Source organism: Microbulbifer sp. GL-2 (assembly GCF_007183175.1).
Classification (GTDB): domain Bacteria; phylum Pseudomonadota; class Gammaproteobacteria; order Pseudomonadales; family Cellvibrionaceae; genus Microbulbifer.
The window spans coordinates 4155514-4178877 of sequence record NZ_AP019807.1 but is presented as its reverse complement, the minus strand read 5'-3'; the positions used below and the strand labels follow the sequence as shown (position 1 = coordinate 4178877).

Here is a 23364-nt window from a genome sequence, read left to right as displayed (position 1 = left end):
CTATTTGTGCGAGGAAAAGGGCCCCTGAGTAAATCCTGATGCTGATTTATCCAAATACATTTTGCCTTTACATAAAGTACCTGGGATATTGGAGCTTATTTTCTCCGTGTCCTCATTAGATTCATAATCTACTCAGAGGTTTTTTAAGGGTAGATAGCTGCTAATAATTGTTCTACTAGAGCTGGTGCCATACAATTCATCTGCCGGCTTAATATGCTTTTTTGTTGTTATGTAAATTCCAGAATTGTGAATTAGATGATGATTGGAGAAGTTATGGAAACAAGTATTGAGCTAATTCGACCAGTGGTAGCATTAGTAATTTGGTCTCTAATAATGTGGCTGTGGATGTATGCTACGAGGCTGCCAGCTATTGCGGCTATGAAAATGCAGTTGGATCCAGAGGCTCCAGCTGGCACCCAGATGTCGAATTTACCGCCAAGAGTCCGCTGGAAGGCTGATAATTATAACCATTTAATGGAACAGCCGACTATCTTTTATGCCATTGTGCTTTGCCTGGTTTCCCTTGATGCTGCCACAGAAGTGAATATTATCGTATCTTGGGTATACGTGGGGTTGCGGGTGGCTCATAGCCTCTACCAGGCACTGGTAAACAAGATTGAAATTAGATTTGTCATTTTCTTATTGTCAAATATTCCACTTTTTATTTTGGCATTTAATGCGGCAAATGTAGCTTTTTAAAAGAAGAGTAGGCAACGTGGGTGGTGGAAATCGATCTCTGGCAAGGTTCAATGCCTTTATTTGCCCCTATGACCGTGTAAGATATGCCTAGGTCTACTTGCGATTGAGTGATGAGAGCGTTAAGTTCTATAAATATTGCAGTAGATGATTTTTACCAAAAGAGCTTGTTTAAATTAGATTTAGCCGATTAACTCAATTGCTATATGTTTGTGGGTTCAGTATATGACTAGTGAGAATACGATCGCATCCGGCGGTTGCTTGTGTGGAGCTGTGCGGTACCAAGTGAAAGGGCCACTTAGAAATATAGTAAATTGTCATTGTAGTATGTGCCAAAAATTGCATGGAAATTTTGGGCCTCATACGAAGGCTCGCAAAGTTAATATCACCGTTACAAAAGATGATGGTTTGGCCTGGTATAAAACGTCAGATGTTGCTCAAAGGGGCTTCTGTCGCGAATGTGGATCCAGTCTTTTTTGGGAGCCATTTAACCTGGATGCAACTGGCATTATCGCTGGATCGCTGGATGGTCAAACTGGCTTGAAAACGATGGGGCATATATTTGTCGGTGAAAAGTCTGATTTCTACGAGATAAACGACGAATATCCACAGTTTCAAAAGTCGTCAGATGGCCAGTTGGTTAATGATTATAAGTAGGCACAAATTGTAACTGTAAATGGCACATTTCAGCGTATCTACTGTTTTGTGAACTTGGTAGGATTTCATGAGAAAGTGTCGTATTTGAAGGAAGGTTGAGGTGAATTAGAAACAGGGGGAGTAACCAATATGGCGATAATTGATGTGTGGGCCCAGCATCCTACAGAACGCTTTCTTGCTGAACCTTTCTTGGACACCTTGAAGAGATGGATGGGGCAGGACTTCAAGGAGGTTCCCTTAGAGTGGACATTGTTGGCCATGGAGTCTGCAAATGTCTCCAAGGCGTTGATTTCCGCTTGGTATGGCCCCAATGGTGCGCTTATTAGCAATGAAGAAGTCCTTGAAGTTACCTCGGCCCATCCAGGTAATTTTTGTGGGCTTGCCTCTGTTGATTTGAGGAATCCAGTAGAAGCCATTCAAGAGCTGCGTAAATATGTTTCTGAGCATGACTTCAAAGGCTTGCGGATCGTGCAATGGCTTTGGGAGCTTCCTTGTACACATCCTTTATATTACCCATTGTACGCGGCCTGTGTTGAGCTTGATGTGCCGGTTTGTCTTCAGGTTGGGCTCACTGGTCCGTTGCGCAGCTCTGAAACTGGTCGGCCTATTCATATTGAGCGGATTGCACTGGATTTTCCAGATTTGAAGATAGTATGCGGTCATATAGGTTATCCTTGGCACAATGAGATGATCGCATTTGCCACCAAGTTCCCGAATGTTTATATAGACACCTCTGCATATAAACCTAAACGCTACCCCCAAGAACTGGTTTCGTTCATGAAGGCCCATGGCAAGCATAAGGTGATGTTTGGCACTAATTACCCAATGCTGACACCGGAGGCCTGCCTAAAAGAGATGCACTTGTTGGGCTTGGATGAGGAGGTTTCTGATCTGTTTTTATATAAGAATGCAGAGAGCGTTTTTAAGCTTTAGTCGGTCATAAAGAAAGCTTCAGCTGGCAAGGTTCGCTTGGATAGTGAGTTTTTGCCAGATGAAGCCGTTGTAAACTTATGACCGTCAATGTGATCGTTTTCTAAGCTTACTCTTTCTGCTTATATGTCACTGTGAGGACCAAATATTTCATAAAATATTCTGTCGGAATTTACCCCCAGTTCCAAAAGCTGATCTTTAATGTTCTTCATAAATCTTGCGGGTCCGCACATATAGAATTCACCCTGGATAATCGGAAGCTGCTCCCGAACAAATTCCAGGTTCATAAGCCCCGAAAAGACATCCTTCTTTACGCCAGATGCATACCAATAATAGTGTTTGATATTTGAGTTGTCCGAAGCAAGATCTGAGAGTCTTTTCTTGAATGAGTGCTGTTGCTCTTTCTCACAGGCGTGCAGAAAAATAATTTTTCTGCCTGGTCGCTTTTCGTGTATGGATTCCAGCATGGAAAGTAGTGGTGTTACCCCGACACCAGCAGAGATGAGGACAACCGGATTTTCTGAGTCTCTGAGAAAGAAAGCGCCGCTTGGTGGGTAGGCCTCTAAAACATCCCCCACGGCCACAGTGTCATGCAAGAAAGAAGAGACAATACCTTCCCTTGGTTGGCTTTCCCTTTTAACGCTGATTCGATAAGTGGCACTGTTGGGCTTATCGGAGAGTGAATACTGGCGTATTTCAAGGTAGTCATGTGCTGGTGGTTTTACTCGAATCCCAAGATACTGGCCTGGTTGGTACCCAATCACACTGTCGCCATCCTCTGGTTTTAGGGTAAAGCTGGTGACCAGATCAGACTCAACGGTTTTCTCCTCAACGACAAACTGCCTGGGTCCATGCCAGCCCCCTGCAGAATTTTTTGAGGAGTCATAAAGCTCATGCTCTCGCTCTATTAACAGTTTTGCAAACAATCCATAAGCTCTTTGCCAGGCATCGATAACTTCGGCAGTAAACGTATCAGGTATAAACTCTTCTAATGTCGCAAGTAAATGCTTTCCGACAATTCCATATTGATCAGGCTGAATAAAATAACTGGTATGCTTCTGGGCAACCCGTTCAATCAAAGGCTGCAGGGCAGGGAGGTTATCTATATTCTTTGAGAATGTTGATATAGCACTGAAGAGGGCAAATGGCTGCTTGCCACTCTCCTGATTGCTCATGTTGAATATATTTTTTAACTCTGGGTTACAGGAAAACATTCTCCTGTAAAAATGTTTTGTGATATCTACGCCTGCACCATCAAGGGTCGGGGCAGTAGCTTTAACAATTTTGATTTCTCTAGATGTCAACATAATTTGCTCCTTTATACATCTAACGGAAAATTTATCGTGGACAATCCAAAACGGAGGTATCAGAAACCCAATACCTACAAAAAAATTGCTGACAGTTGCGTTCAGCTAATGGAAGAGAGAACGACTGCTTATTTAACCTCTAGAGAGAGGCTATATTGTGCGACGCAGCGGCTTATGTATCCGACTTTTATAAGTGTTGCGCTGATTACCATAAAGATATGGCCGGCGACCTGTGCCGGAAGAGAGAAGTGGTGGGACATTGGGTAGCAGATGATGACGGTTACTATCAGGAAAGGTACCGATAGTAGAAGGGTAAGGTTGCCAGCTTTAAGCAGGAGCTCGAATCGTCTGCGCAGAAGTGGATTTTCGGTAGCGAGCATTTTGGCCTCTATGACAATTTCATTCTTACCTCATAGTTAGCAAGCGCCATGCCAAAAATAAAAATCCTTAAAATACAATAAGTTACGATTTATACAGGATACTGTAGTGTCATTTTGACATCTTTGATATGTGTGTCACAATGACTCAAATAGATTTTTTGGACTCGTGACGGATGACGGATATAAACGCCAATCTCCTATTGGAAGTCGCGCTGGACCTGGCCAACAGCCTTAATAACAGTGACCGCTTTGAACGCCTTCTATCCACTATTCGAAAGGCCATCAAGTGCGATGCTGTAGCGCTGCTGGGGCTAAATGAAAATGTGCTTACGCCTTTAGCGGTGCAGGGGCTTGCTAGGCGGACGCTTGGGCGCCGTTTTATTGTCAATGAGCATCCTCGTCTCGCAAAAATCTGTGCTTCGGAAAATCCTGTTCGCTTCCCATCGGACTGTGATCTCCCAGATCCTTTTGATGGCCTGTTGCTGGATAGGGAAGGGGATTTGCCCGTGCACTCTTGTATGGGATTACCACTGTATTCGGATAACCATCTAGTCGGCTTGTTAACCCTTGATAGTATGGCTGCTGATGCCTACGGCCGAATCAGCGACCGAACTCTCGAACTAATCGCAGCCCTGTCAGCCGCTACGCTGAAAACAGCACTGGAACTGAAAGCACTTTCTCTTTCTGCGGAGCACGCAGAGCAACTGGTAAAAGAGCTTACACAAGAAGCTTTCCTGCGAGATGGAGGAGAGTTGATTGGTGAGAGCCAGATAATGAAAGTCCTGCGAAGTGATATCGAGTTAGTAGCAGGTTCTGACTACAATGTCCTGATACTTGGAGAAACCGGTGTCGGCAAAGAGTTGGTGGCGCGTACCGTACACAGGCTCTCCTCTCGCAGGGAGAAGCCCCTCGTCTACCTTAACTGCGCCTCCTTGACTGAGACTTTGGCTGAAGCTGAGCTTTTTGGGCACGCTAAAGGTGCTTTCACTGGAGCTGATCGTGAAAGGCCGGGCAAGTTTCTCCTTGCTAATGGGGGGACAATCTTTCTTGATGAGGTGGGCGAGCTACCTCTAGCGGTACAGAGTAAATTGTTAAGGGTGTTGCAGAGTGGTGAAATCCAACCAGTTGGGAAGGATACGGTCCAACATGTGGACGTTCGCATAGTAGCGGCAACCAATCGGGAGTTGCTGAAAGAGATAGAGGATGGCGGCTTCAGAGCTGATTTGTATCACCGTTTATCTGTTTACCCGCTGGAAGTCCCCCCCTATCGCGAAGAGAGAATGATGTCTTGCTTCTAGCGGACTACTTTCTGGAAAAGTCCCGCAGAAAACTGGGGTTTCGACAGCTTAAGCTGTCGGTGGATGCGTCTGGCAAGTTAAAGCGTTATGCTTGGCCGGGGAATGTCAGGGAGCTAGAGCATATCATCAGCCGTGCGGCCCTCAAGGCAAGAAAGGGCTCATCCCCCTCCGATATAGTATCTCTTACTGCATCGCATATAGAGATCCCCGATGATATCGCGGCTCAACCAGAGTTTGTGAAGCCTACTCAACCACCGCTTGAAATAGTAAACCTAAGGTCTGCAACCGAAGATTACCAGCGTGAACTTATAAAGCATATGCTGACTAAGTGTGATGGAAATTGGAGTCAGGCAGCGAAATTACTTTCTATTGATAGAGGTAACTTGGTTCGTCTTGCAAAACGGCTGGGCGTCTATATCAAGAAGGAGGTTGTGGGAGGAAAGTGATGACGTTTCCCAATACAAATAGTTATCAATTATTGTTATGAGATAAGTATGAATAAGGATGTTAATTTTTCAATCGTGGCTGGAGTGATCGCTTTATTGGTTGGTTTAGTTGCTTTCACATATAACTGGGTGATCATTGGCGGAGGCTGGCAGTACTTTGGTGTGTTTCTTTTTCCGGGAAATCTTGTATTATCCATGTTTTCTGAAGAAATAGATTTTTGGCCGAAGTTTGCTTTACAAATGAGTGGCCAGTTTTTAGTGACCTTTTTTATAGCTTACCTTGTGCGGAAGGGGCTAAACATACACTTGCGTTAACCTTATGCCTTTGTACCAAAAATAATAATAGAGTCCAATGGGTACTGCTTAAATTGAGGAAGGTTGATAGCGGGTCAAAGAGAACTCTTTTTTACAATTGACTGGAAAGGACCTGTTGTGAACCTAGGACTAAGAAGAAATCTACCACTTATTTTTTTGGCTTGCATCTCCCTTTTCTGGGGTGCTTACTATAGTACCAACACTTGGTTGAATGAGTTTGGCGAAGAGAACAGAGAGTGGTTTTTTTTGGTCGATGGCTTAGTTGTACTTCCTATACTGTGCCTTATATGTATTAAAGACAAAAAGCAAGCTCTGATAAAAGCTATTGTATACACCTGTATCGCTATTCTTATTGGGAGTTATATTATCCCGGAGGAGAGTAAGTCCCTCTGGCTGTATCTAGAGGCAGTTCGGTTTGTGGTCTTGGCTTGCTTTATATTGCTGGAGATCATGGCGATTATAACGATGGTAACAGCAATAAGGGTTGCCATCAATGAAAGAGAGGATCCAGATATAGCCATTGAGGCCTCGGTTGAGAGATATGTAGGAAGAGGGATCCTTTCAACTATTTTAAGCTTTGAAACCCGGTTGTGGATGTTTGTTTTTTGCTCAAAATCTATTGCTTTCAAGCAATATTTAGGGGATCGACATTTCAGTTATCATTTGAAGGATGGTGCACAAAGTACAGCCCTTGGCTTTATTTTTATAATACTACTAGAGTTGCCGATAGTTCATCTTATAGTTCATTTTGCATGGTCATCCATTGCTGCAAATATTATAAGTTTTCTAAGTGTCCTGGGGTTATTGTTTTTAGTTGCGGATTGTCGCTCTATGTCGAGACGGCCAATATCAATTACATCGGACAAGCTGATAATTCGTTACGGGATTTTAAGTAGTAAAGAAATCCCACTGGGTGATATTCGATATGTAGAAAAAAGTTCTGGGCATATTAGAAGGCAAAATAAAATAAAACGCTATAACCACTCTGGAAATCCAAATGTTGTTGTTGGATTATAACAGAGCGGTACTCAAGTTGAGAAAATCTATATAGGGCTTGATTACCCTAAAGACTTTATCAAATTTCTCAGGAACTCACTCCCATCAAGTTAAGTTTCTGGATGGTAATTTTTACACTTTGTTAAATCATAGCTATTGCTTTAGTGTGGGAGATTATATTCAAAATGGGTGCCTTGAAAGGTTGTTGTTCTTAAGTGCCATAGAAAGGCAAAATTTTTGATTGCTTTTCAGTGAGTTAAGTTTTTCAACCTAAGGAGATATCTTTAAATTAAATCTAAGCGACTTGTTAGTGTAACAAAAATAACATCTTAAGTTAATTTGCTCATAGTAGCTTCTGAGTAGTTAGTGGGGACCAATAAGGGCTTCACCATTTAGCCAGAGGTGATTATGATCCAAAGATATACAATTTATACTATAGCTCAGATGGTAACGCTGAGTTTGTTGATTAGTATAAATACGGTTCAAGCAAAAATACCTGCTGATAGAATTGAGCAGAATTCAAAGTGTCAGATCGAGTATAGAGCAACTAATCATTGCAGTTCTCACTGCAAAAAAAATGAAAATATAATGATTGCCTCGCATAGAGGGGATTGGCGAAGCGCACCAGAGAACTCTATTGCAGCGATTGAATCTGCAATTTCTCACGGGGCAGATATTGTCGAGATTGATATCCGTGAGACCGCAGATGGTCAACTGGTACTTATGCATGATAGTAGCGTTGATAGAACGACCGATGGCACTGGTTATGTTTCAATGTTGACGCTTTCACAATTACAATCTCTCAGGTTGCGTTTATTACAAGGAGGGGAGACTCAGCTCACTGAGCACAAAGTGCCCACCTTTAAAGAGGCTATTGCAGCAGCTAAGGGCAGGGTAATACTTAACCTGGACAAAGCGTGGGAAATAAGGGAAAAGGTATATGATGAATTGAAGTCTATGGATGCTGTCAGTATAGGTTTGTTTAAAAGTAACGCTAACCCTGACGAGGTACAAGAATTCCTGGATAAAGATGACTCGATTCTGTACATGCACAAGCTCCGTGAAGATAACCTTTCTCATGTAGATGGTTTTGAACGTCATACCCCCTATGCATGGGAAATTGGTTTTGAAACACTAACAGAGCCACAAATTAATGCTGAATTAGTTGAGAGCTTAGCACAAGAGAGTGCTATTTGGATCAACACTCTTTGGTATGGGCAGGCAGCAGGGTTTACTGACGAGGTAGCACACTTAGATCCCATTTCCGGTTGGCAAAATGTTATTGATCACTTCTCAGTAACAATTATTCAAACGGATAACGTGGTTGAGTTAGATCAATGGCTTAAGTGTGGTAAAGATCGTAAAAAGAAAACCATTAGGGTAATGGCATATAATTTTGAGAGGCAGGGCCCTGGTAGATCCTACTACGATACTGACGCAATAAACTCTCGTCTTGCGGCTAGAAAGTATGAAGGAGTCGATTTCTGTAATACCAATGGGAATACCCATATGTGTTTCATTCGTGAAAGCGAATGGGTCAAATATAGTATTAATATACCACATAGTGGTTGGTATAATGTTAGTGCTCGCCTGTCAGCAAGGCAAGAGATCGCTGGTACCTTTGCTCTGGAATTTGAAGATGACAATAATTTATATCACACGGTGAAAAATACCAGTGCACATGATTTATTTATGCTTCAACCCATTGGTGAGCGTTACTTTGAAAAAGGTGTGCAGCAAATGACCTTCAGAGTAACTCCTTCAAGTAACACCAATTTTAATTTGCAGTATTTCCAAATAGAAAGATAAATAGTTTTTTCTTGTGCTTAGGAGTGGGCGAAAGTAAAAAGTAAATAGAACACTAGTGGGATTAGGGCTGTGAGGTGTGCAGCCCTTGTTTATAGATATCAAAAATTAAATTTTCGGTACACGGTAAGGCTTACTATGACTCTCGTTCATTTTAGGGGTTATAGAGGTGGAAGGTTCTCTATCCTTTCTTGTAACACAAAAAAACATACAGTTTACCGGCTAATATTAGAATACAGGATTTCTTTGCTTAGGGCCTGTTATTAGATGCAGTCACTAATAGGGAATTATGTTCTTTGATGCGCTAAATGTGTGATTATACGTCAATGCACTATCCCTTATCCTGCTTGGTTTCAAGTAATAACTGCAACCCCTTTATGCTGCAAGCAGATCTTCTTGCAGCCCTATAAATAATTCATTCGGTGATCTTTCACCCCGACTCGCTCTTGGTCTACTATTCAGGCGATCCATTACAAATTGAACCTGCTCGTCTGTTACTTTATTAAAGTCGGTACCCTTTGGGAAATACTGTCGAATGAGGCCGTTAGTATTTTCATTGATCCCTCTCTCCCAGGATGAATATGGATGAGCAAAGTAAATTTCAGCGTCTAAGCCTTCTGCAATCGTTTCATGACCAGAGAATTCAAGACCATTGTCGAAGGTAATTGTTTTGATTTTATCTTTGATGCTCACCATATGACTAACCGCTGCTTCAGCCAACAAGTCTGATCGTTTACCTGTCAATCTAACAATAACCGTGTATAACGTCTTGCGTTCAACCATAGTCAGCAAAGCTCCGCCACGTCCCTTGCCTATAATGGTATCACCTTCCCAGTCACCTATCCGATTCATCCGATCAACAACTGCTGGCCGATCATCTATGCTCACTCTGTTTTTGATCTTTCCGCGTCGATCATACTTCCCGTAGCGCTTGCGATAAGGCTTTGATGCAACCCTAAGATGCTTGTATAAGTCTCCACCATTTGTCTGATCTAAATAAATAAGTTGATAGATCGTCTCATGATGTAACGATACACCCGTATGTCTCCTTAAATAGCTTGCAGTCTGCTGAGGACTTAATTCTTTCCGAGTTAGGGTATCTATTTGTTGCCACACGCTATCAGTCACTTTCTGTGCCTTATACGCTTGCTGGCGTCTTAGCTCCGCAAGGGTGTGTGCTTGTCCTGGCCGATATCCTCGTAAGCCTGTATTACGTCGCAGCTCTCGGCTGATCGTCGAGGGATGCCTCTCTAACAATTTTGCTATTGCTTTCTGAGAGTGTCCGGCTTTTCTTAAGCTGTAAATCTGGTATCGTTCGTTCTCGCTCAGTTGGTAGTAGCTCATCAGTGCCTTTCTCTTGGTCGGGAGAGGTGCCGACTCTACCAGCTGAGCTCTCCCTTACCAATTGCACTTATTATCCGAAACCAAGCTGGATAAAAATATTTGTTTATGGGTATAGGAAGGATACCTGAAAACAATATTGAAATACTCTCGAATCATTCTATATTCATACCGCCGATAATATCTCTAAATTTCTACTGGGGAATGTTCGATGAGCAAGTTATATAGAAATATAGTTACCTTTCTTGTTTTAATGTTTCATTTGTTGATTTCTTTTGATGTGTTCTCTGATGAATCTAAATTACTTTATCCAAATTCTGATGTATTTCAGGGTTATGAAGACGCCTTTAGCCTCTACAAAACAGGTCAAATAGTTCCTAGCCAAGAAATTATATATATTGATTATGTTTGTGATCCAAATGATGAAAGCAAACCTTGCCTATTGGATCTGACTGGCAACTTCCCATCTGTTGAGTATGTAATTGGAGAGGGAGCATATATACATGAAGTTCGCCTTTCTGGGCAAACAACAGTTGTGACCATGGGAGGGGGCCAGATTACCAGCTCCTTTCAAGTATTTAACAATTCAGAATTATATCTACTGGGGGGCGAGATAGTATCAGTCAATGCCAGAGATACCAGTCGCATAGTATTAGATGGCGGAGAAGCATCAATTGCACATGCATATGATAGCTCAACGATTTATAGTTCTAGTAACTCACCCACAAGATCTTTATTGTCTTACCAAAATGCGTCAATCTATATCTTTGGAGCAAACTACGCAGAGGGTGAGCAAGTTCAATTTTTCTCTTTTGATAATTCGAATTTAAACCTATATGGCGAGAGGTTTATCTATATATTGAGTACTAACGGTTGTGAATGGGCTGATAATAACCCTCCAGAAGGTGATCCAGGCATATACACAAATATCTCGGGCCAATGTCTCTCCGTCGGTAGAATAAGTGGAAGCCAGGTATTTATTACGTCCACTGCAACTGAAAATGGGAAGGTAAGATTTATTGATGCCGAATAGTACCTTAATCCCCGAAGGGTAAAATTCATCCATCCTTGGGCCAGCGGGATGGATGAAGTTTAAAGCATATGACTAAACTGAAGTTGTATATGAAGTCCCGTAGAAGATTACTTGCGCATCAATCGTAACCCATTGAATACCACCAGCAAACTGGTACCCATATCCGCAAACACTGCCATCCACATGGAAGCCTCCCCGGCGAAAGCGAGAACAAGGAATATTGCTTTGATACCGAGGGCAAGGACAATATTTTGCCAGAGTATGCGGGTCGTAGTGTATGACAGGCGGATAAAGCCGGCGATTTTGCCCAGGTTATCATCCATTAGGGCGACATCAGCGGTTTCTATGGCGGTGTCTGTACCCGTAGCTCCCATGGCAAAGCCGATATCGGCTCGGGCCAGCGCCGGTGCATCATTAATACCATCCCCGACCATGCCAACTCTTCCGTGACCCGCAAGGGATTCCACTTGCTGCAGTTTATCTTCTGGAAGCAGGTTGCCCTCGGCACGATCTATGCCTACTTCGCGGGCGATAGCATCGGCGGTATGTTGGTTATCACCGGTTAACATTAAGGTTTTCACCCCCAGGCCGTGGAGTTCCTCGATAGCTTGTCGGCTGGATTCTTTGACGGTGTCGGCTACTGCAAATAAGGCTATTACGCCGGATTCTTCCACCAGCATAACAACTGTTTTTCCCTGGGATTCCAATTTACTCAATAGAAGCTCCAGATCTGGGCTGCAGACCTTCAGCTCTTCTACCAAACGATGATTGCCCAGGTAGTAACCTTTGCCGGCGATTTCACCGCGGACTCCACGACCGGCCAGGGCTTCGAAAGCCTCGACTTCCTCCAGAATCGACTTTTCCAGGTTGAGGTATTCTGCAATGGCTTTGGAGACCGGGTGATCGGAACGGGAGGCCAGGCTGGCTGCGATTATCTTGATTTTATCGGAGTCTGCCCCGGACCAGGGTTCGAAGTTGGTCACTTCGGGCTTACCGTGGGTAATGGTGCCGGTCTTGTCCAATGCAATCCAGCGCAGGCGACGCCCTTGCTCGAGATAAGCGCCGCCCTTGATCAGGGTGCCATGGCGGGTTGCGGCTGCAAGGCCACTGACAATTGTAACGGGGGTTGCGATTACCAGGGCGCAGGGGCAGGCAATAACCAGCAATACCAGAGCCCTGTAAATCCACTCCATCCAGGCGCCGCCAAGAAAGAGCGGGGGTAATAATGCCGTAGCCAGGGCTACGGCAAAAACCAGGGGCGTGTACCAGCGGGCAAACTGGTCGACAAACCGCTGTGTCGGTGCGCGACTTCCCTGGGCTTCCTCTACTGCATGAATAATCCGGGCCAGCACAGCATCACTGGCTGTTGCGGTAACTTTGTATTCAAGCGCGCCTGACTCATTGATAGTGCCAGCAAAAAGCTCATCGCCAGCTGTCTTGTCTACGGGCAGGCTCTCCCCGGTAATAGGGGCCTGATTAACCGCAGAATTGCCTTTTATCACCTCCCCATCGAGGGCGATACGCTCGCCTGGCCTAACCCTGACAACGGCCCCCAAAGGCACTTTTTTTGCGTCGGTTTCATGCCAATGCCCATCTTCCTGGCGCATAGTGGCTGTTTCGGGGGTTAGATTCAGTAGCTCCCGGATGGCATTTCTGGCGCGGTCCAATGATTTTGCTTCAATCAGCTCCGCCAGGGTAAATAGCACCATTACCATGGCGGCTTCCGGCCAGTGGCCGATCAGTATGGCGCCAGTGACCGCAATCGACATGAGAGCATTCATGTTCAGGTTGAGGTTCTTAAGCGCTATCCATCCCTTTTTGTAGGTGGAGAGACCACCGCCTGCGATAGCGGCCAGGGCCAGTACAAATACCAGCCAGGTATTGCCGCCTTGCAGCCAGTACACCAGTTCTGATGCCAAGGCAGCTAAAGCTGCGGCGCCAAGCAGCCACCAATTGGCTTTGGATGCCGGAGGAGCGCCCTCGGTATCTTCCGGGGTAGCGAGCCTTGCATCCAGGTCGAGTGGGGTTAGTACATCCAGGATCAGCTGTTCCATGCCGGGTTTGTGGCCGACAGTCAGGATTCGCTGTACCAGATTGAAGTCGAGGCTGTAGATCCCCTGAATACTGGAAAGCTTGGCGCGTATCAGGCCTTCCTCAGTTGGGCAGTCCATCTTTCCTATGGAGAACAAGGAGGTCTTTCCGTCTTCATTGACGGTATTATTGTTCGGCTGCTGAAGAGGCTCTGTGGGCTTTTCACAACCGCAGCCAGTATCACGCTTTTCCATAGTCAACTCTCGGATAGCTCAAAAGGTGAGCCAGTATTACTATCCCTCTAGTAACTATAGAGTCAAGGGGACACCTGCATGCCCTATATGATTGGCGAAGCCAGCTGTGAAGTGGAGACAGTGCATTACTACGATCAGGTAGAGTCGTTGCCGGAACCTGTGCGGACCAGGGATAATTTACAACTTTATTCTGGAGCTCAATTAGAGTAATTACACTGCATTCGCCACTGCCGTTCATTGGGCATACCATAGGAAGATACTCGAAATCTGTTTGAACTCAAAGTGCGGCCAATTGAGAACTGCCTGGAAATCAATAAGCTGGTTGATGAACATATCCGCCGTATTGAGGATCAAATGGGTCTGCAGGTACAACTTCGACAAAGTTTGAAGTAACTACGAGATCAATGTATCGACCTGGAAGCTGCAGGCAACTGTGAAGTCATGCGAGTGCTTAGCGATCTCGAATTCTATGCTAAAACAGATTCCCAAGTTTGAAGAGTTAAATTTTCGGCAAACTAATCCACTGAGATTCATGACTAAGATCTCTTATATTAAAATTCCCTAAGATGCTCCTGATTTTTTATAGGGAGGCCAGTGATATTAAGCTAGTCATGAGGTGGAGTTAAGGGCAATGAGACCTTTCCAGTTAATCACAAATTTACCCAGCGAATAGATGAGCTTTTCTTTGATAATATCGATGTCTACAGGTGTAGAAGGTACATAGTTCTGCATACGTCTAGATGATGGAAATAAGCCCTTATCAATCAGATGCTGATAGCGCTTCAGAATGGTATCGCAATGAGAGAAGCTCAGCGTTACCGCCTAGTATAGCCAGCCGCTCTTTTTGCCCTTACCCTACATAGAGACAATATAGCCTTTTGTCGAAATTAGTAAGCGCTCGTGATCAATCTTTCCAGTTCGATCAAGTGCTGCTTTTTTAGTGTCTTGAAGGTTTTTGCAGGGTAGAGCTTTTTCAAGGTGGGTTCAGATATCAAAAAATATTGAACGGCCCCAAGTAATTGGTAGATAAAGGCAAGCGGCTTTACCTCTTGAAAGTGTCCCAGTTTCTGGTCCGCTTTCACCAGTCCTTCTAGATGATCGAGAACGGGTTTTAGAAACCACTGATGGGCGTGTTCAGAGCGCTCTTTATTATCTAATAGCTCTCGCATCAGAAGAAGAATAACGCGGTGGGTTCTTTTGTCGGGTGCTGCCAGTACGTTTAATAATTTCAATAGCTGTTCTTTGGGAGCTAGCTCATGCTCAATATTGGGGTCCAGGTTCTCAACCAGATGGGTAGCAGCGGATTCAAGTACCGCAGCATAGAGTTTTTCTTTGCTGGAGAAGTGGTGCAGCAGCCCTTGTTTGCTCATAGTCAGTTCTGCGGCGACATCATTGATGCTGGTTCCGTAAAAACCTCTCTCAGAAAAGAGAATTTCGGCCTTGAGCAGTAACTTTTCTCGTGTCTTCATTGAGCTTCAATATGGGCTGGGTTGACAGCTTGACACCTTACCGATTGGTAGGTAGCCTGTCAATAAACTTACCGGTTGGTAGGTTGGTTGCCATAACGCAAGGGATGGAGATTATGGACAGACAAACAGAGCTCGATCTTATCCAGCAATGCTGGGGACTGATACAAGATAAAACCACAACCCTAGCGGATGAGACGGCCAGCGCTGATACACGGCGATACCGCAGTAAAGAGGTGTTCGAACTTGAGATGGCGCAGATTCACCGTCGTTGGCCATGGCCTCTGGTGCATAATTCTGAACTGATTGGAGCGAATAGCCTCAAAGCGGTCGAGACGCCACTCGGCTCTTTGATTGTCAGTCGCGATGCTTCAGGCCAATGGCATGCCTTCCACAACAGCTGTCGTCATCGCGGTGCCACACTACTAGCGGAGGGAGAAAGCCGGCAGGCAAAACGCATTAATTGCCCCTATCATGCCTGGTCATATACTACAGATGGCGAGTTGGCCTCGGTTCCTGGTAAGCAGCAGTGCTTTCCTGATCTTGATAAGTCAGACAATGGCCTACTTGAACTGCCTGTTAAAGAAAAGCATGGGTTCATTTGGCTTTGCCCTGATGGGGCTTCGGCTCCAGACTTGGATGAAGCTCTGGAGGGTGTGTCGCAGCCGCTAGCGGCCTTGCAGCTAGATCAGCTCTCTGTGTTTGCGCAACATCGCAAGGTTTGGAGCACGAACTGGAAAATAGTGGCAGAAGGCGGTATTGAAACCTACCATTTTTCCTATGCCCACCGCGAGAGTATTGGCCCTTATTTTTATAACAACACTGCGGTCATCGATGTCCTGGGACCTCATCTACGGGTAGTAATGCCGACCAAGGCTTTAGCTACGATGGTGGAGAAACCCGTCGAGCAACAATCCCTGCGAGAATGCAGTCATACATTGTATTCATTGTTTCCTACCTCGGCCTTGCTGATTCAGCATCAGCATATTGACTGGGTGCAGTTCAGGCCCCTGACCTTTGATAAAACGGCCATCGCTATTACCACACTGGTTCCAACTGAGTTGCGGGATACCATGGGGGATCATTGGCAGCGTAACCATGATATTACTGTAGCGGTGTTGAATGAGGACTTTGAGCTAGGAGAGGGTGTTCAAGGCTCCATGAATAACGGTGCGCTGGAGCGTATCAATTACGGCAGGAACGAATGGGCCCTAAAACGGATGAATGATTTTATTGACGGCCTGTTAACGGAGAAATAGTAGAGTTATATAGCGTTTTAGAGAGTGTATTGCCTAATTTTACAGCCATAAAGGCTGGTTTTTCAGAGTATCCCTAAATAGTAGATACCGTACTGTAGCCTGAAGTGTTCCAGGTTTGTTAATTGAGTGAGTATATTTCTTGAGCAAACGTCGTATCATTTCCGCGATACTTTTTATTATTGGTCTAATCATCGCTATATGGGCTTTCTTTGCGGAGCCAAATAGTTTCAGAATCCGAGAGCAGGCGATAACGATCGGCTCCTGGCCAGAAGCCTGTAATAACAAGAAGGTGGCCATCCTTGCTGATTTACATGTGGGCTCCCCGTATAAAGGGACCGATAGCCTTCGGTGGTTAGTTGATGAAGTAAATGCTAGTTTGCCTGATTTGATTTTGTTACCAGGTGATTTTGTTATTCAAGGTGTTGCAGGTGGCTCTTTTGTTTCTCCCGAAGAGGTTGCCGAGATACTGGAGGAATTGAAAGCGCCCATGGGCGTTTTCGCAGTGTTGGGAAATCACGACTGGTGGCTTGATGCCAAGCGGGTAGAGAAGGCATTCGCTGATCGAGGGATTACGGTACTCGAAGACCGATCAGCAATGCTGAATAGTGGCGCTTGTAAATTACGCCTGGTGGGTATCAGTGATTTTTGGGAAGGGCCGCACGATATCGCAAAAGCGATGGATGGCATTAATACCGCGGAGACCATTCTGGCTTTCACGCACAATCCCGATATATTTCCCGAATTACCGAAGCATATCTCACTGACTATTGCTGGGCATACCCACGGAGGACAGGTTTACCTGCCATTTATTGGGCGCCCGATAGTTCCCTCTCATTACGGGCAGCGATATGCGATTGGTCACATCGATGAAGATGGTAAAAATCTGTATGTAAGTCCAGGAGTAGGGACGAGTATTTTTCCCGTGCGATTCCTGGTTCCACCGGAAGTGACTCTTTTGTCGATAACTAGTGGTTAAGTATCGAACAAATACAATCTAAAGCCTGATGGATTTGGTTATTTTGTTTGGCGAGAATAGAGTAGGCACCTTGCCATACAATAGTTGCACTGCGTAAAATTTATAGGGCTGATTAAATGATTACCGTTAAACGCAAGGTGTTATTCGGCGATTGCGATCCCGCGGGTATTGTATACACTCCAAGATATTCCGACTTTGCTCTGGAGGCAACTCATGATGCTATGGCAGTACTCCTTGAAGGGCCAGCCATTTCTAAAATGAAACAGCTGGGCTTTATCACACCTGTACGAGCATTCAATTTGGAGTTCTTGACCCCCGTGACTTGGGATCAGGAACTAGACATCCAGGTTTCTGTTTCGGATATTGGTAACCACTCTTTTAGTTTCCAGCTGGAGGCGTTTTTAGAGGGTGGGGTACTGGCTTTTACCGCTCACATCACATATGTCACTTTATCAACCTCTGACAAGTTCAAGATCCCACTGCCGGGACGCTTCAGGGAGATCTTGATCCAAGCAAGTTGACAGGGTGTGCCATCCGGGTAGGGGAGTTTTGAATGTGCTTCCCGTTTAAACACTCCACTCGAAGAGACCTTTTTCCTCATTGAGGAAGTCGAGTAATGCTGCCAGTTTTTTGGGTTTGTTCAGACCTGTCCGGTAAACAGCATGGATATTCATTGGCGGGACATGCCATTCAGGGAGTACTTTTATCAACTGCCCCCCAGCTAACTCCTCGACAATATTATTAATTGGTAATTGGGCGATCCCCAGCCCATTCAAGGTTGCATTCTTTAATGCCTGTATGTTGGCACAAAAGAAATTACCGCTAACGGACAGGTTAATGATTGAATCCCCAGATGTCAGGGTCCATTCCGATTCCCCTGGATTAAACTGAAACCTGAGGCAATTGTGACTTGCCAGTTCTTCTGGAATTCCGGGGGCTCCGTGTACTGCCAGGTATTCGGGGCTGGCCACCAGTATTCTGGTGGAATAGCCGAGCTTGCGGCTAATCAAGCGGTCATCCCGGATATCGCCCACCCTGAAAGCCAGATCAATCCCCTGGGCAAACAAATCCTCAAAATCATAAGTAAGGTTTAAGGAAACCGTGATTTTAGGCCAGCGCTTTAAAAAAGGGGGTAGGACCTTCTGTGAGAGAAATTCCCCCAGGGCTGGTGGAGCGGAAACTTTGAGGAGCCCCTGTACCTGCTGCTCCATAACCAGTACGTCATGTTGCAGGGCCTTAAAGTCTTCCACCAATTGAAGTGCTCTTTCGTAAGCAATAGCTCCGACCTCTGTCAATTCAACTCGGCGGGTTGAGCGATCAAGCAACTTAGCCTTCAGGTGGGATTCCAGTCTGGATATCTCCTTACTGACCGTCGATTTAGGCAGGCCCAGCTGCTCGGCTACAAGTGTGAGATTCAGGGTCTTACTGACATGCACAAATACGGAGAGGGTTCTCAAGCTTACTGTTTCTAAATCACGAACATTCATTTTCAGATGTGCCAATTGTTCATTATCGGTAGGATAATAGAATAGCTCCGTTCTCGAAACAACTCGATTCACAGGAGATTTAACCATGTCGAATGAACGAATTGCTCTAGTTACTGGCTCTAATCGCGGTATTGGCCTCGAAGTTGCCAAACAGCTTTCTGACCAAGGCGTCAAGGTGATCTTATCTGGCCGAAGCCAGGAGAAGCTTCAAGAAGTGAAAGCAGCCTGGACTGGTAAAGTAGCCCCCCTGGATACCATAGAACTGGATATCACCAAGGCAAACGATAGGGCGCGAGCAGCCCAAAAGATTGCTGAGCAGTATGGCCGACTGGATATCCTCGTCAATAACGCCGGTGTTATTGTGGAAGGAGAGTGGGCGCAGAATAACAGTGAGACCATATCTCAGGATGACCTGCAAACCACCTTCGATATCAACCTGTTTGCGCAGATTGGTCTGACTCAGGAACTTCTGCCACTCCTTAAAAAGAGTAAGGCGGCTCGTATTGTAAATGTGAGCAGCATTTTGGGTTCTCTGGCAGTGAATGCGGATGCTGAATCCGGCTGGAGCGCGGTGAAGCCTTTCGCTTACAATGCATCAAAAGCGGCTCTAAATATGTTTACCGTATCCCTGAGCCAAAGCCTTGCGGAAACTGGTATCAAGGTCAACAGTGCACACCCCGGTTGGGTCAAGACCGATCTGGGTACAAGCGCCGCGCCAATGGAAGTAACCGATGGAGCCTCGACGGTCGTAGACCTGGCCCTGATCGATAATGATGGTCCCAATGGACAGTTTGTCCATCTCGGTGAAGCGCAGCCCTGGTAAGCATGTATTGATATATCGATAGGCTAATACGCTAGCTACCCTCTCATATAATGAAGGGGTAGCTAGCAAGTTTACGCCCTATTTGGAGCGTATGTTTGATCAGCTATCAATCAGTTTCCCTCAACAGACCAGTTGTATCTATACATAATGGAGGTCTGAACCTCAGGGCTCGCCTAACCAGGAAAAACGATTTAGGTACTTTGGCGGCAGAAATTTATCTTCGATCAATGATTTTTTTTACCTTCCCAGGTTTTTGACTAATTTCTCCTGGTTGTAAAATCTCTATATTGAGCCTTAATGCAGATTTGAGGCCAAGAAAAATCATACGAAGAGTAACATCTGAGCCAGACAAGTTACTATAAAACAACTGCGCTAAACCTATTTTTCCCTGTTTATCGACTGCCTCTCTTGCTTCAATTTTGAATGTCAAATGATCATACCCATCGACCTTCTCAATAATACAGTGGTAAAAGGAACTCAAACCAGTGGTGCCGGTAATTGTGTTCTCCAGCATAATCGGATAGACATTGGCACCATTGACAGTGAACATATTATCGCTACGCCCTTGGATGGGACCCAAGTATGTGCCAGGATGGCCACACTCGCAGGGGCCACTATGCATTTCCACAAGATCATGTGTGTTGTAGCGAATCAGCGGAAGGGCTTCACGTTGCAAGGCAGTTATCACTAATTCCCCGGTAACACCAAATTCACATGGTTCACCGGTGTCGGGATCGATTACCTCCGCATGAAAGTAATCCTCCCAGACATGTAAATTATGGTGCCGACATTCAGTTGCTACTAATCCGAACTCCGTGTTCGCATACATATTAATCAGTTTAGAATTAAATAATTTTTCATAATAGCTGCGAAAATCTTCAGAGAATAATTCACCTACCATAAATATATTGCGGACATTCAAAGATTCTGGTGATATGTCTTTTTCTAGGCAATGTTGTTCCAGCCTTGGTAACAGCGAGGGCAGGCAGACCATGTAATTTAGCTTATCTTTCTGCAAACTCTGGAGTTGATGGTCAAGCCCCAGAAATGAGTCAGCAGGAATAGTGAGGCCAAAAATTTCACTGGCCGCATGGCATATCATACCACTGGGCCAGGGACCATAGGTCATTGCACACAAGCACTTGTCGAATGGCTCGACACCTGCAAATAAATAACTGCGTGCTTGTGAGGTAACCGCGTTATCAATATCTTTGCGAGTGTAAGGTACTCTTTTAGTTGTACCGGTGCTGCCGGAAGTGTGACAGTAACGAACAATATCGTCAAAAGCCATGCTGACTTTTGACATGGATTCCGAGAAAATTTCCGAGCTTATTATCGGCAATAGATGTAAATCCGCACAGCTTTGAATGACACCTATATCAATGTTATTATGATCAATTAATTCACGATAATAATTTGATTTGGTGATTGCTTCCTGCAGCTGCCTTCTAACTAGGCGATCTTTAAAAGCCCGCTGTTCAATTTCTGACTGATTATGTATTTTCTGAAAATCAGCCAGTAGTTCGTTGTAGTTCATAAATTGCACTAGCTAACTATTTATTGATGCTTGACTGGTTGTTCTGCGGAAAAATGCACACGGTGTAATTCTCGTCGCTGATTATAATCATTGACGGCGTAATGTAAGACCTGGTGATTGTTCCAAAGAACCAGGGTACCCGGTCGCCATTGTATACGGCAATTGAATTCCGGTTTCTCGATATGTTGAAAAAGGTAATTTAACAGACCCATACTTTCATCGCATGTCATACCTTCAAACTGGGAGGTGGTGGTTCGATTGAGGTAGAGGAAAGGCTTACCAGTTACAGGATTTTTGCAAACTGCCGGATGTGTAGCAGATTTCAAGGGCATCAGCTTTAGTGCTCGCTCTACACCTGACTCACTCCCACCGGAACTTTCCATTAATTTTGTTAGCGGTTGTTTTTTAAGCATCAGTTCTGTGGTGTGAATCACATTGAGAGAATTTACTACCTGTTGCATTTTGCTTGACAGGGACTCATAAGCGATCGTGGAACTTGTGAAAAGGGTATCGCCACCCCTGGGGGGATATCGATACCGTATAATGCGATTCCTTTTACCGGAGTGGCATAATAGCCCTGATCATGATGCCAGATCCCACCAGTATTTTTCTTTTCGCCTGCCTCCTTAACTATTTTGGCAACTTGTGGGTACTTCTCTGAGAGGCTTTGGAAAAAGAAATAGTTTTGTTGAAGCTCCCCAAACAGGCTACAAAAGTTAACAAATGCTTGTGTATCCAGGTCCAGATCTCTGACAACCAGCAATTCGTGTTCATGCCACAAGTTTTGCAGTGTTTGCCCTGTACTTTGATCCATTCCGGTCAGTTCGCTAGCCGGAATCTCAATGCCGAAATTGCCTGTTAAATAGTTAAAATTCATAAGATGCTCTCTACCTGCGATGTAGTAAATTGTGGCCAGTTCTTTAAATTTAGTGCTTCGGGTAAGTCATCGGAGGAGCGCATCATTGCTGCTCTGGCTGAACAGAAGGTTGCTGCGCGTACAATTTCCCTAAGTGTATCCAGCTGGTCGTTGACATTGTTGAGGGCGGCCATTCCGCAGGGGACCAGGTCCTGATTGTTGCCTTCACAGGAAAAGCTCATCTGCCTTACGGGCGTTGACCTGGCTTTTATTTCCTGAAACAGGGCCGATATCAGTTGGTGAATGCCTTTACAGTGATTGAATGTTTCAACATTTAGATTGTCCGGCAGGCGCCCATTTAATCGGTGGTCCATCAAGATCAATATTTGTCGATCAAGCATCTCAGCCAGGCGATGAATAATTTCCTGCATAAATTCAGCAGAAGATGCCAGCCCAATGGCATAGAACAGACCGCCGTGCCATGGCCCGGACTCAAGAATCAATGGGTTGTCGGCAACCGCAGTGGCTTCTGAACGGATTTTGGCTTCGGAGTATTCCAATAAATCAAGACAGTGGCCCAGTATCTGGGGTGCACAACGAACCGAATAGCGAGCTTGCAAGAGAGATTTCTCACCTTCAGAAACCCTGGATGATTTCAGATAATCGTGCCGTAGTTGTGTAAGCAGATTACCGGCTCGAGCATAGCTGGTGTGCACTTCTCCATGATGCAGGCCCTCTGAGAAATGTTCGTCCCCAGCGCCTATGGCCAGGGACATCAGCGCTACAGACTTAAAGCAGTCTCTCAACAACTTTCTCAATCGGTTATCATGTTCAATGGCCCATGAAGCCATCATCGCATTGGTATTCACCAGGCCGATCACATCACGGGGGCCTCTGGGGCCATGCTCGAATAGCGGAGTTATGGCATGTGCCATGGAAATCAAATCACCGCTGGCGCCCAGGCTACCTTTCCGGGGAACCATAGGAAGTGAATCACCGTTTGCTAATTTGAGAAGTGCCTGGTATGTCGAGGGATGTATACCAGACAAGCCATGAGCCGTTTTTTGGGCCTGCAGCTTTAGTGCACGTCTGACTACCGTTTTCGGCAGTGGTGCCCCAATACCAACGCGTAAATATTCCAAAAGATTGACTTGTGTATCTTTCCACTGATTTGGGTCCAGGTGATTACGCTCATTTTCCCCGTAGCTGGTATGCAGTCCATAGATGGGGTTTTCACTATTGCCAAGCTGATCCTGTAGCAGTGCATAAGAGTGCTTAACCCTGGAAATATCTATTTCGCTAGCAGTAAGTGGATTGTGCTGATATCCCCACTCATACCATTTCTGTAGAGGGAAAGTTAAAACTGAACTGAAATTAGTTTCAGAGGATACCGTATTACTGTCCGCTGCAGGGGGGTAGCTGAGAGATGATGTAGACACTCTGACTCCGGGTAAAAATTTTTTAATAAAA

Annotated in this window: 21 protein-coding genes and 1 pseudogene; 14 read left to right on the top strand and 8 right to left on the bottom strand. The window is 45.1% G+C overall.

The genetic code is table 11. The features are described from left to right. Positions 1-273 precede the first annotated feature (273 nt). From GL2_RS18115 to GL2_RS18105, 3 genes are all read left to right on the top strand, one after another. Positions 274-699, top strand: coding sequence for an MAPEG family protein (locus GL2_RS18115; RefSeq protein ID WP_143732127.1), 426 nt, complete (start codon positions 274-276; stop codon positions 697-699). 222 nt (positions 700-921) lie between these two features. Then, positions 922-1353, top strand: a complete 432-nt coding sequence (locus GL2_RS18110) for a GFA family protein (RefSeq protein WP_143732125.1) — start codon at positions 922-924, stop codon at positions 1351-1353. Positions 1354-1482: 129 nt separating this feature from the next. After that, positions 1483-2286 carry an amidohydrolase family protein gene (locus GL2_RS18105; protein WP_143732124.1) on the top strand — a complete coding sequence of 268 codons (804 nt, stop codon included), beginning with the start codon at positions 1483-1485 and terminating at the stop codon, positions 2284-2286. A gap of 119 nt (positions 2287-2405) precedes the next feature. Here GL2_RS18105 and hmpA read toward each other — a convergent pair whose 3' ends face one another. Further along, a complete protein-coding gene (gene hmpA / locus GL2_RS18100) occupies positions 2406-3590 on the bottom strand; it encodes an NO-inducible flavohemoprotein (protein WP_143732122.1) in 1185 nt (394 codons plus the stop codon). Positions 3591-4143: 553 nt separating this feature from the next. On the opposite strand from hmpA, the gene norR reads away from it, so the two are divergent. The 5 genes from norR to GL2_RS18075 all read left to right on the top strand — a co-directional run bounded on the left by norR (position 4144) and on the right by GL2_RS18075 (position 8834). Beyond that, the gene (norR, locus tag GL2_RS18090; RefSeq protein ID WP_197736474.1) at positions 4144-5268 is read left to right on the top strand and encodes a nitric oxide reductase transcriptional regulator NorR; all 1125 of its coding nucleotides are present in this window, start codon (positions 4144-4146) and stop codon (positions 5266-5268) included. Next, complete coding sequence (locus tag GL2_RS21760) at positions 5259-5714, top strand: helix-turn-helix domain-containing protein (RefSeq protein ID WP_197736473.1); 456 nt, start codon at positions 5259-5261, stop codon at positions 5712-5714. The genes norR and GL2_RS21760 overlap by 10 nt, the downstream gene beginning before the upstream one ends. Before the next feature lie 48 nt (positions 5715-5762). Then, positions 5763-6029 carry a hypothetical protein gene (locus GL2_RS18085; protein WP_143732118.1) on the top strand — a complete coding sequence of 89 codons (267 nt, stop codon included), beginning with the start codon at positions 5763-5765 and terminating at the stop codon, positions 6027-6029. A gap of 117 nt (positions 6030-6146) precedes the next feature. Next, positions 6147-7046 (top strand): hypothetical protein, encoded by a 900-nt coding sequence (locus GL2_RS18080; protein WP_143732117.1) that lies wholly within the window; start codon positions 6147-6149, stop codon positions 7044-7046. A gap of 387 nt (positions 7047-7433) precedes the next feature. Beyond that, a complete protein-coding gene (locus GL2_RS18075) occupies positions 7434-8834 on the top strand; it encodes a glycerophosphodiester phosphodiesterase family protein (RefSeq protein WP_143732115.1) in 1401 nt (466 codons plus the stop codon). Positions 8835-9206: 372 nt separating this feature from the next. Here GL2_RS18075 and GL2_RS18070 read toward each other — a convergent pair whose 3' ends face one another. Then, the gene (locus GL2_RS18070) at positions 9207-10175 is read right to left on the bottom strand and encodes an IS30 family transposase (protein WP_143732113.1); all 969 of its coding nucleotides are present in this window, start codon (positions 10173-10175) and stop codon (positions 9207-9209) included. Between the two features lie 208 nt (positions 10176-10383). Between GL2_RS18070 and GL2_RS18065 the strand changes: the two genes are divergently transcribed. Continuing rightward, positions 10384-11205, top strand: coding sequence for a hypothetical protein (locus tag GL2_RS18065; protein ID WP_143732112.1), 822 nt, complete (start codon positions 10384-10386; stop codon positions 11203-11205). A gap of 107 nt (positions 11206-11312) precedes the next feature. Here GL2_RS18065 and GL2_RS18060 read toward each other — a convergent pair whose 3' ends face one another. After that, the gene (locus tag GL2_RS18060; protein ID WP_143732110.1) at positions 11313-13490 is read right to left on the bottom strand and encodes a heavy metal translocating P-type ATPase; all 2178 of its coding nucleotides are present in this window, start codon (positions 13488-13490) and stop codon (positions 11313-11315) included. Positions 13491-13568: 78 nt separating this feature from the next. Between GL2_RS18060 and GL2_RS22175 the strand changes: the two genes are divergently transcribed. Then, complete coding sequence (locus tag GL2_RS22175) at positions 13569-13700, top strand: hypothetical protein (protein WP_255505729.1); 132 nt, start codon at positions 13569-13571, stop codon at positions 13698-13700. Between the two features lie 677 nt (positions 13701-14377). Here GL2_RS22175 and GL2_RS18055 read toward each other — a convergent pair. Then, a complete protein-coding gene (locus GL2_RS18055) occupies positions 14378-14959 on the bottom strand; it encodes a TetR/AcrR family transcriptional regulator (RefSeq protein ID WP_143732108.1) in 582 nt (193 codons plus the stop codon). Between the two features lie 113 nt (positions 14960-15072). On the opposite strand from GL2_RS18055, the gene GL2_RS18050 reads away from it, so the two are divergent. The 3 genes from GL2_RS18050 to GL2_RS18040 all read left to right on the top strand — a co-directional run bounded on the left by GL2_RS18050 (position 15073) and on the right by GL2_RS18040 (position 17712). Further along, a complete protein-coding gene (locus GL2_RS18050) occupies positions 15073-16215 on the top strand; it encodes an aromatic ring-hydroxylating dioxygenase subunit alpha (protein ID WP_172621197.1) in 1143 nt (380 codons plus the stop codon). A 139-nt stretch (positions 16216-16354) separates the two neighbouring features. Next, positions 16355-17191, top strand: coding sequence for a metallophosphoesterase (locus GL2_RS18045; RefSeq protein ID WP_143732105.1), 837 nt, complete (start codon positions 16355-16357; stop codon positions 17189-17191). Positions 17192-17307: 116 nt separating this feature from the next. After that, positions 17308-17712: a thioesterase family protein gene (locus tag GL2_RS18040; protein WP_143732103.1), complete on the top strand. Its 405-nt coding sequence runs from the start codon at positions 17308-17310 to the stop codon at positions 17710-17712. Positions 17713-17757: 45 nt separating this feature from the next. Here the strand turns inward: GL2_RS18040 and GL2_RS18035 are convergent, their stop codons facing one another. Next, a complete protein-coding gene (locus GL2_RS18035; RefSeq protein WP_232053677.1) occupies positions 17758-18678 on the bottom strand; it encodes a LysR family transcriptional regulator in 921 nt (306 codons plus the stop codon). 85 nt (positions 18679-18763) lie between these two features. Here GL2_RS18035 and GL2_RS18030 point away from each other — a divergent pair, with 85 nt between their 5' ends. Continuing rightward, positions 18764-19501, top strand: coding sequence for an SDR family oxidoreductase (locus GL2_RS18030; protein ID WP_143732099.1), 738 nt, complete (start codon positions 18764-18766; stop codon positions 19499-19501). A gap of 214 nt (positions 19502-19715) precedes the next feature. Here the strand turns inward: GL2_RS18030 and GL2_RS18025 are convergent, their stop codons facing one another. The 3 genes and pseudogenes from GL2_RS18025 to GL2_RS18010 form a co-directional block, all read right to left on the bottom strand. Beyond that, positions 19716-21038, bottom strand: a complete 1323-nt coding sequence (locus tag GL2_RS18025) for a phenylacetate--CoA ligase family protein (protein WP_143732097.1) — start codon at positions 21036-21038, stop codon at positions 19716-19718. A gap of 20 nt (positions 21039-21058) precedes the next feature. Continuing rightward, a pseudogene (locus tag GL2_RS18020) lies at positions 21059-21852 on the bottom strand (TauD/TfdA dioxygenase family protein). Between the two features lie 59 nt (positions 21853-21911). Further along, a complete protein-coding gene (locus tag GL2_RS18010; protein ID WP_143732091.1) occupies positions 21912-23333 on the bottom strand; it encodes an aromatic amino acid lyase in 1422 nt (473 codons plus the stop codon). Positions 23334-23364: the final 31 nt, after the last annotated feature.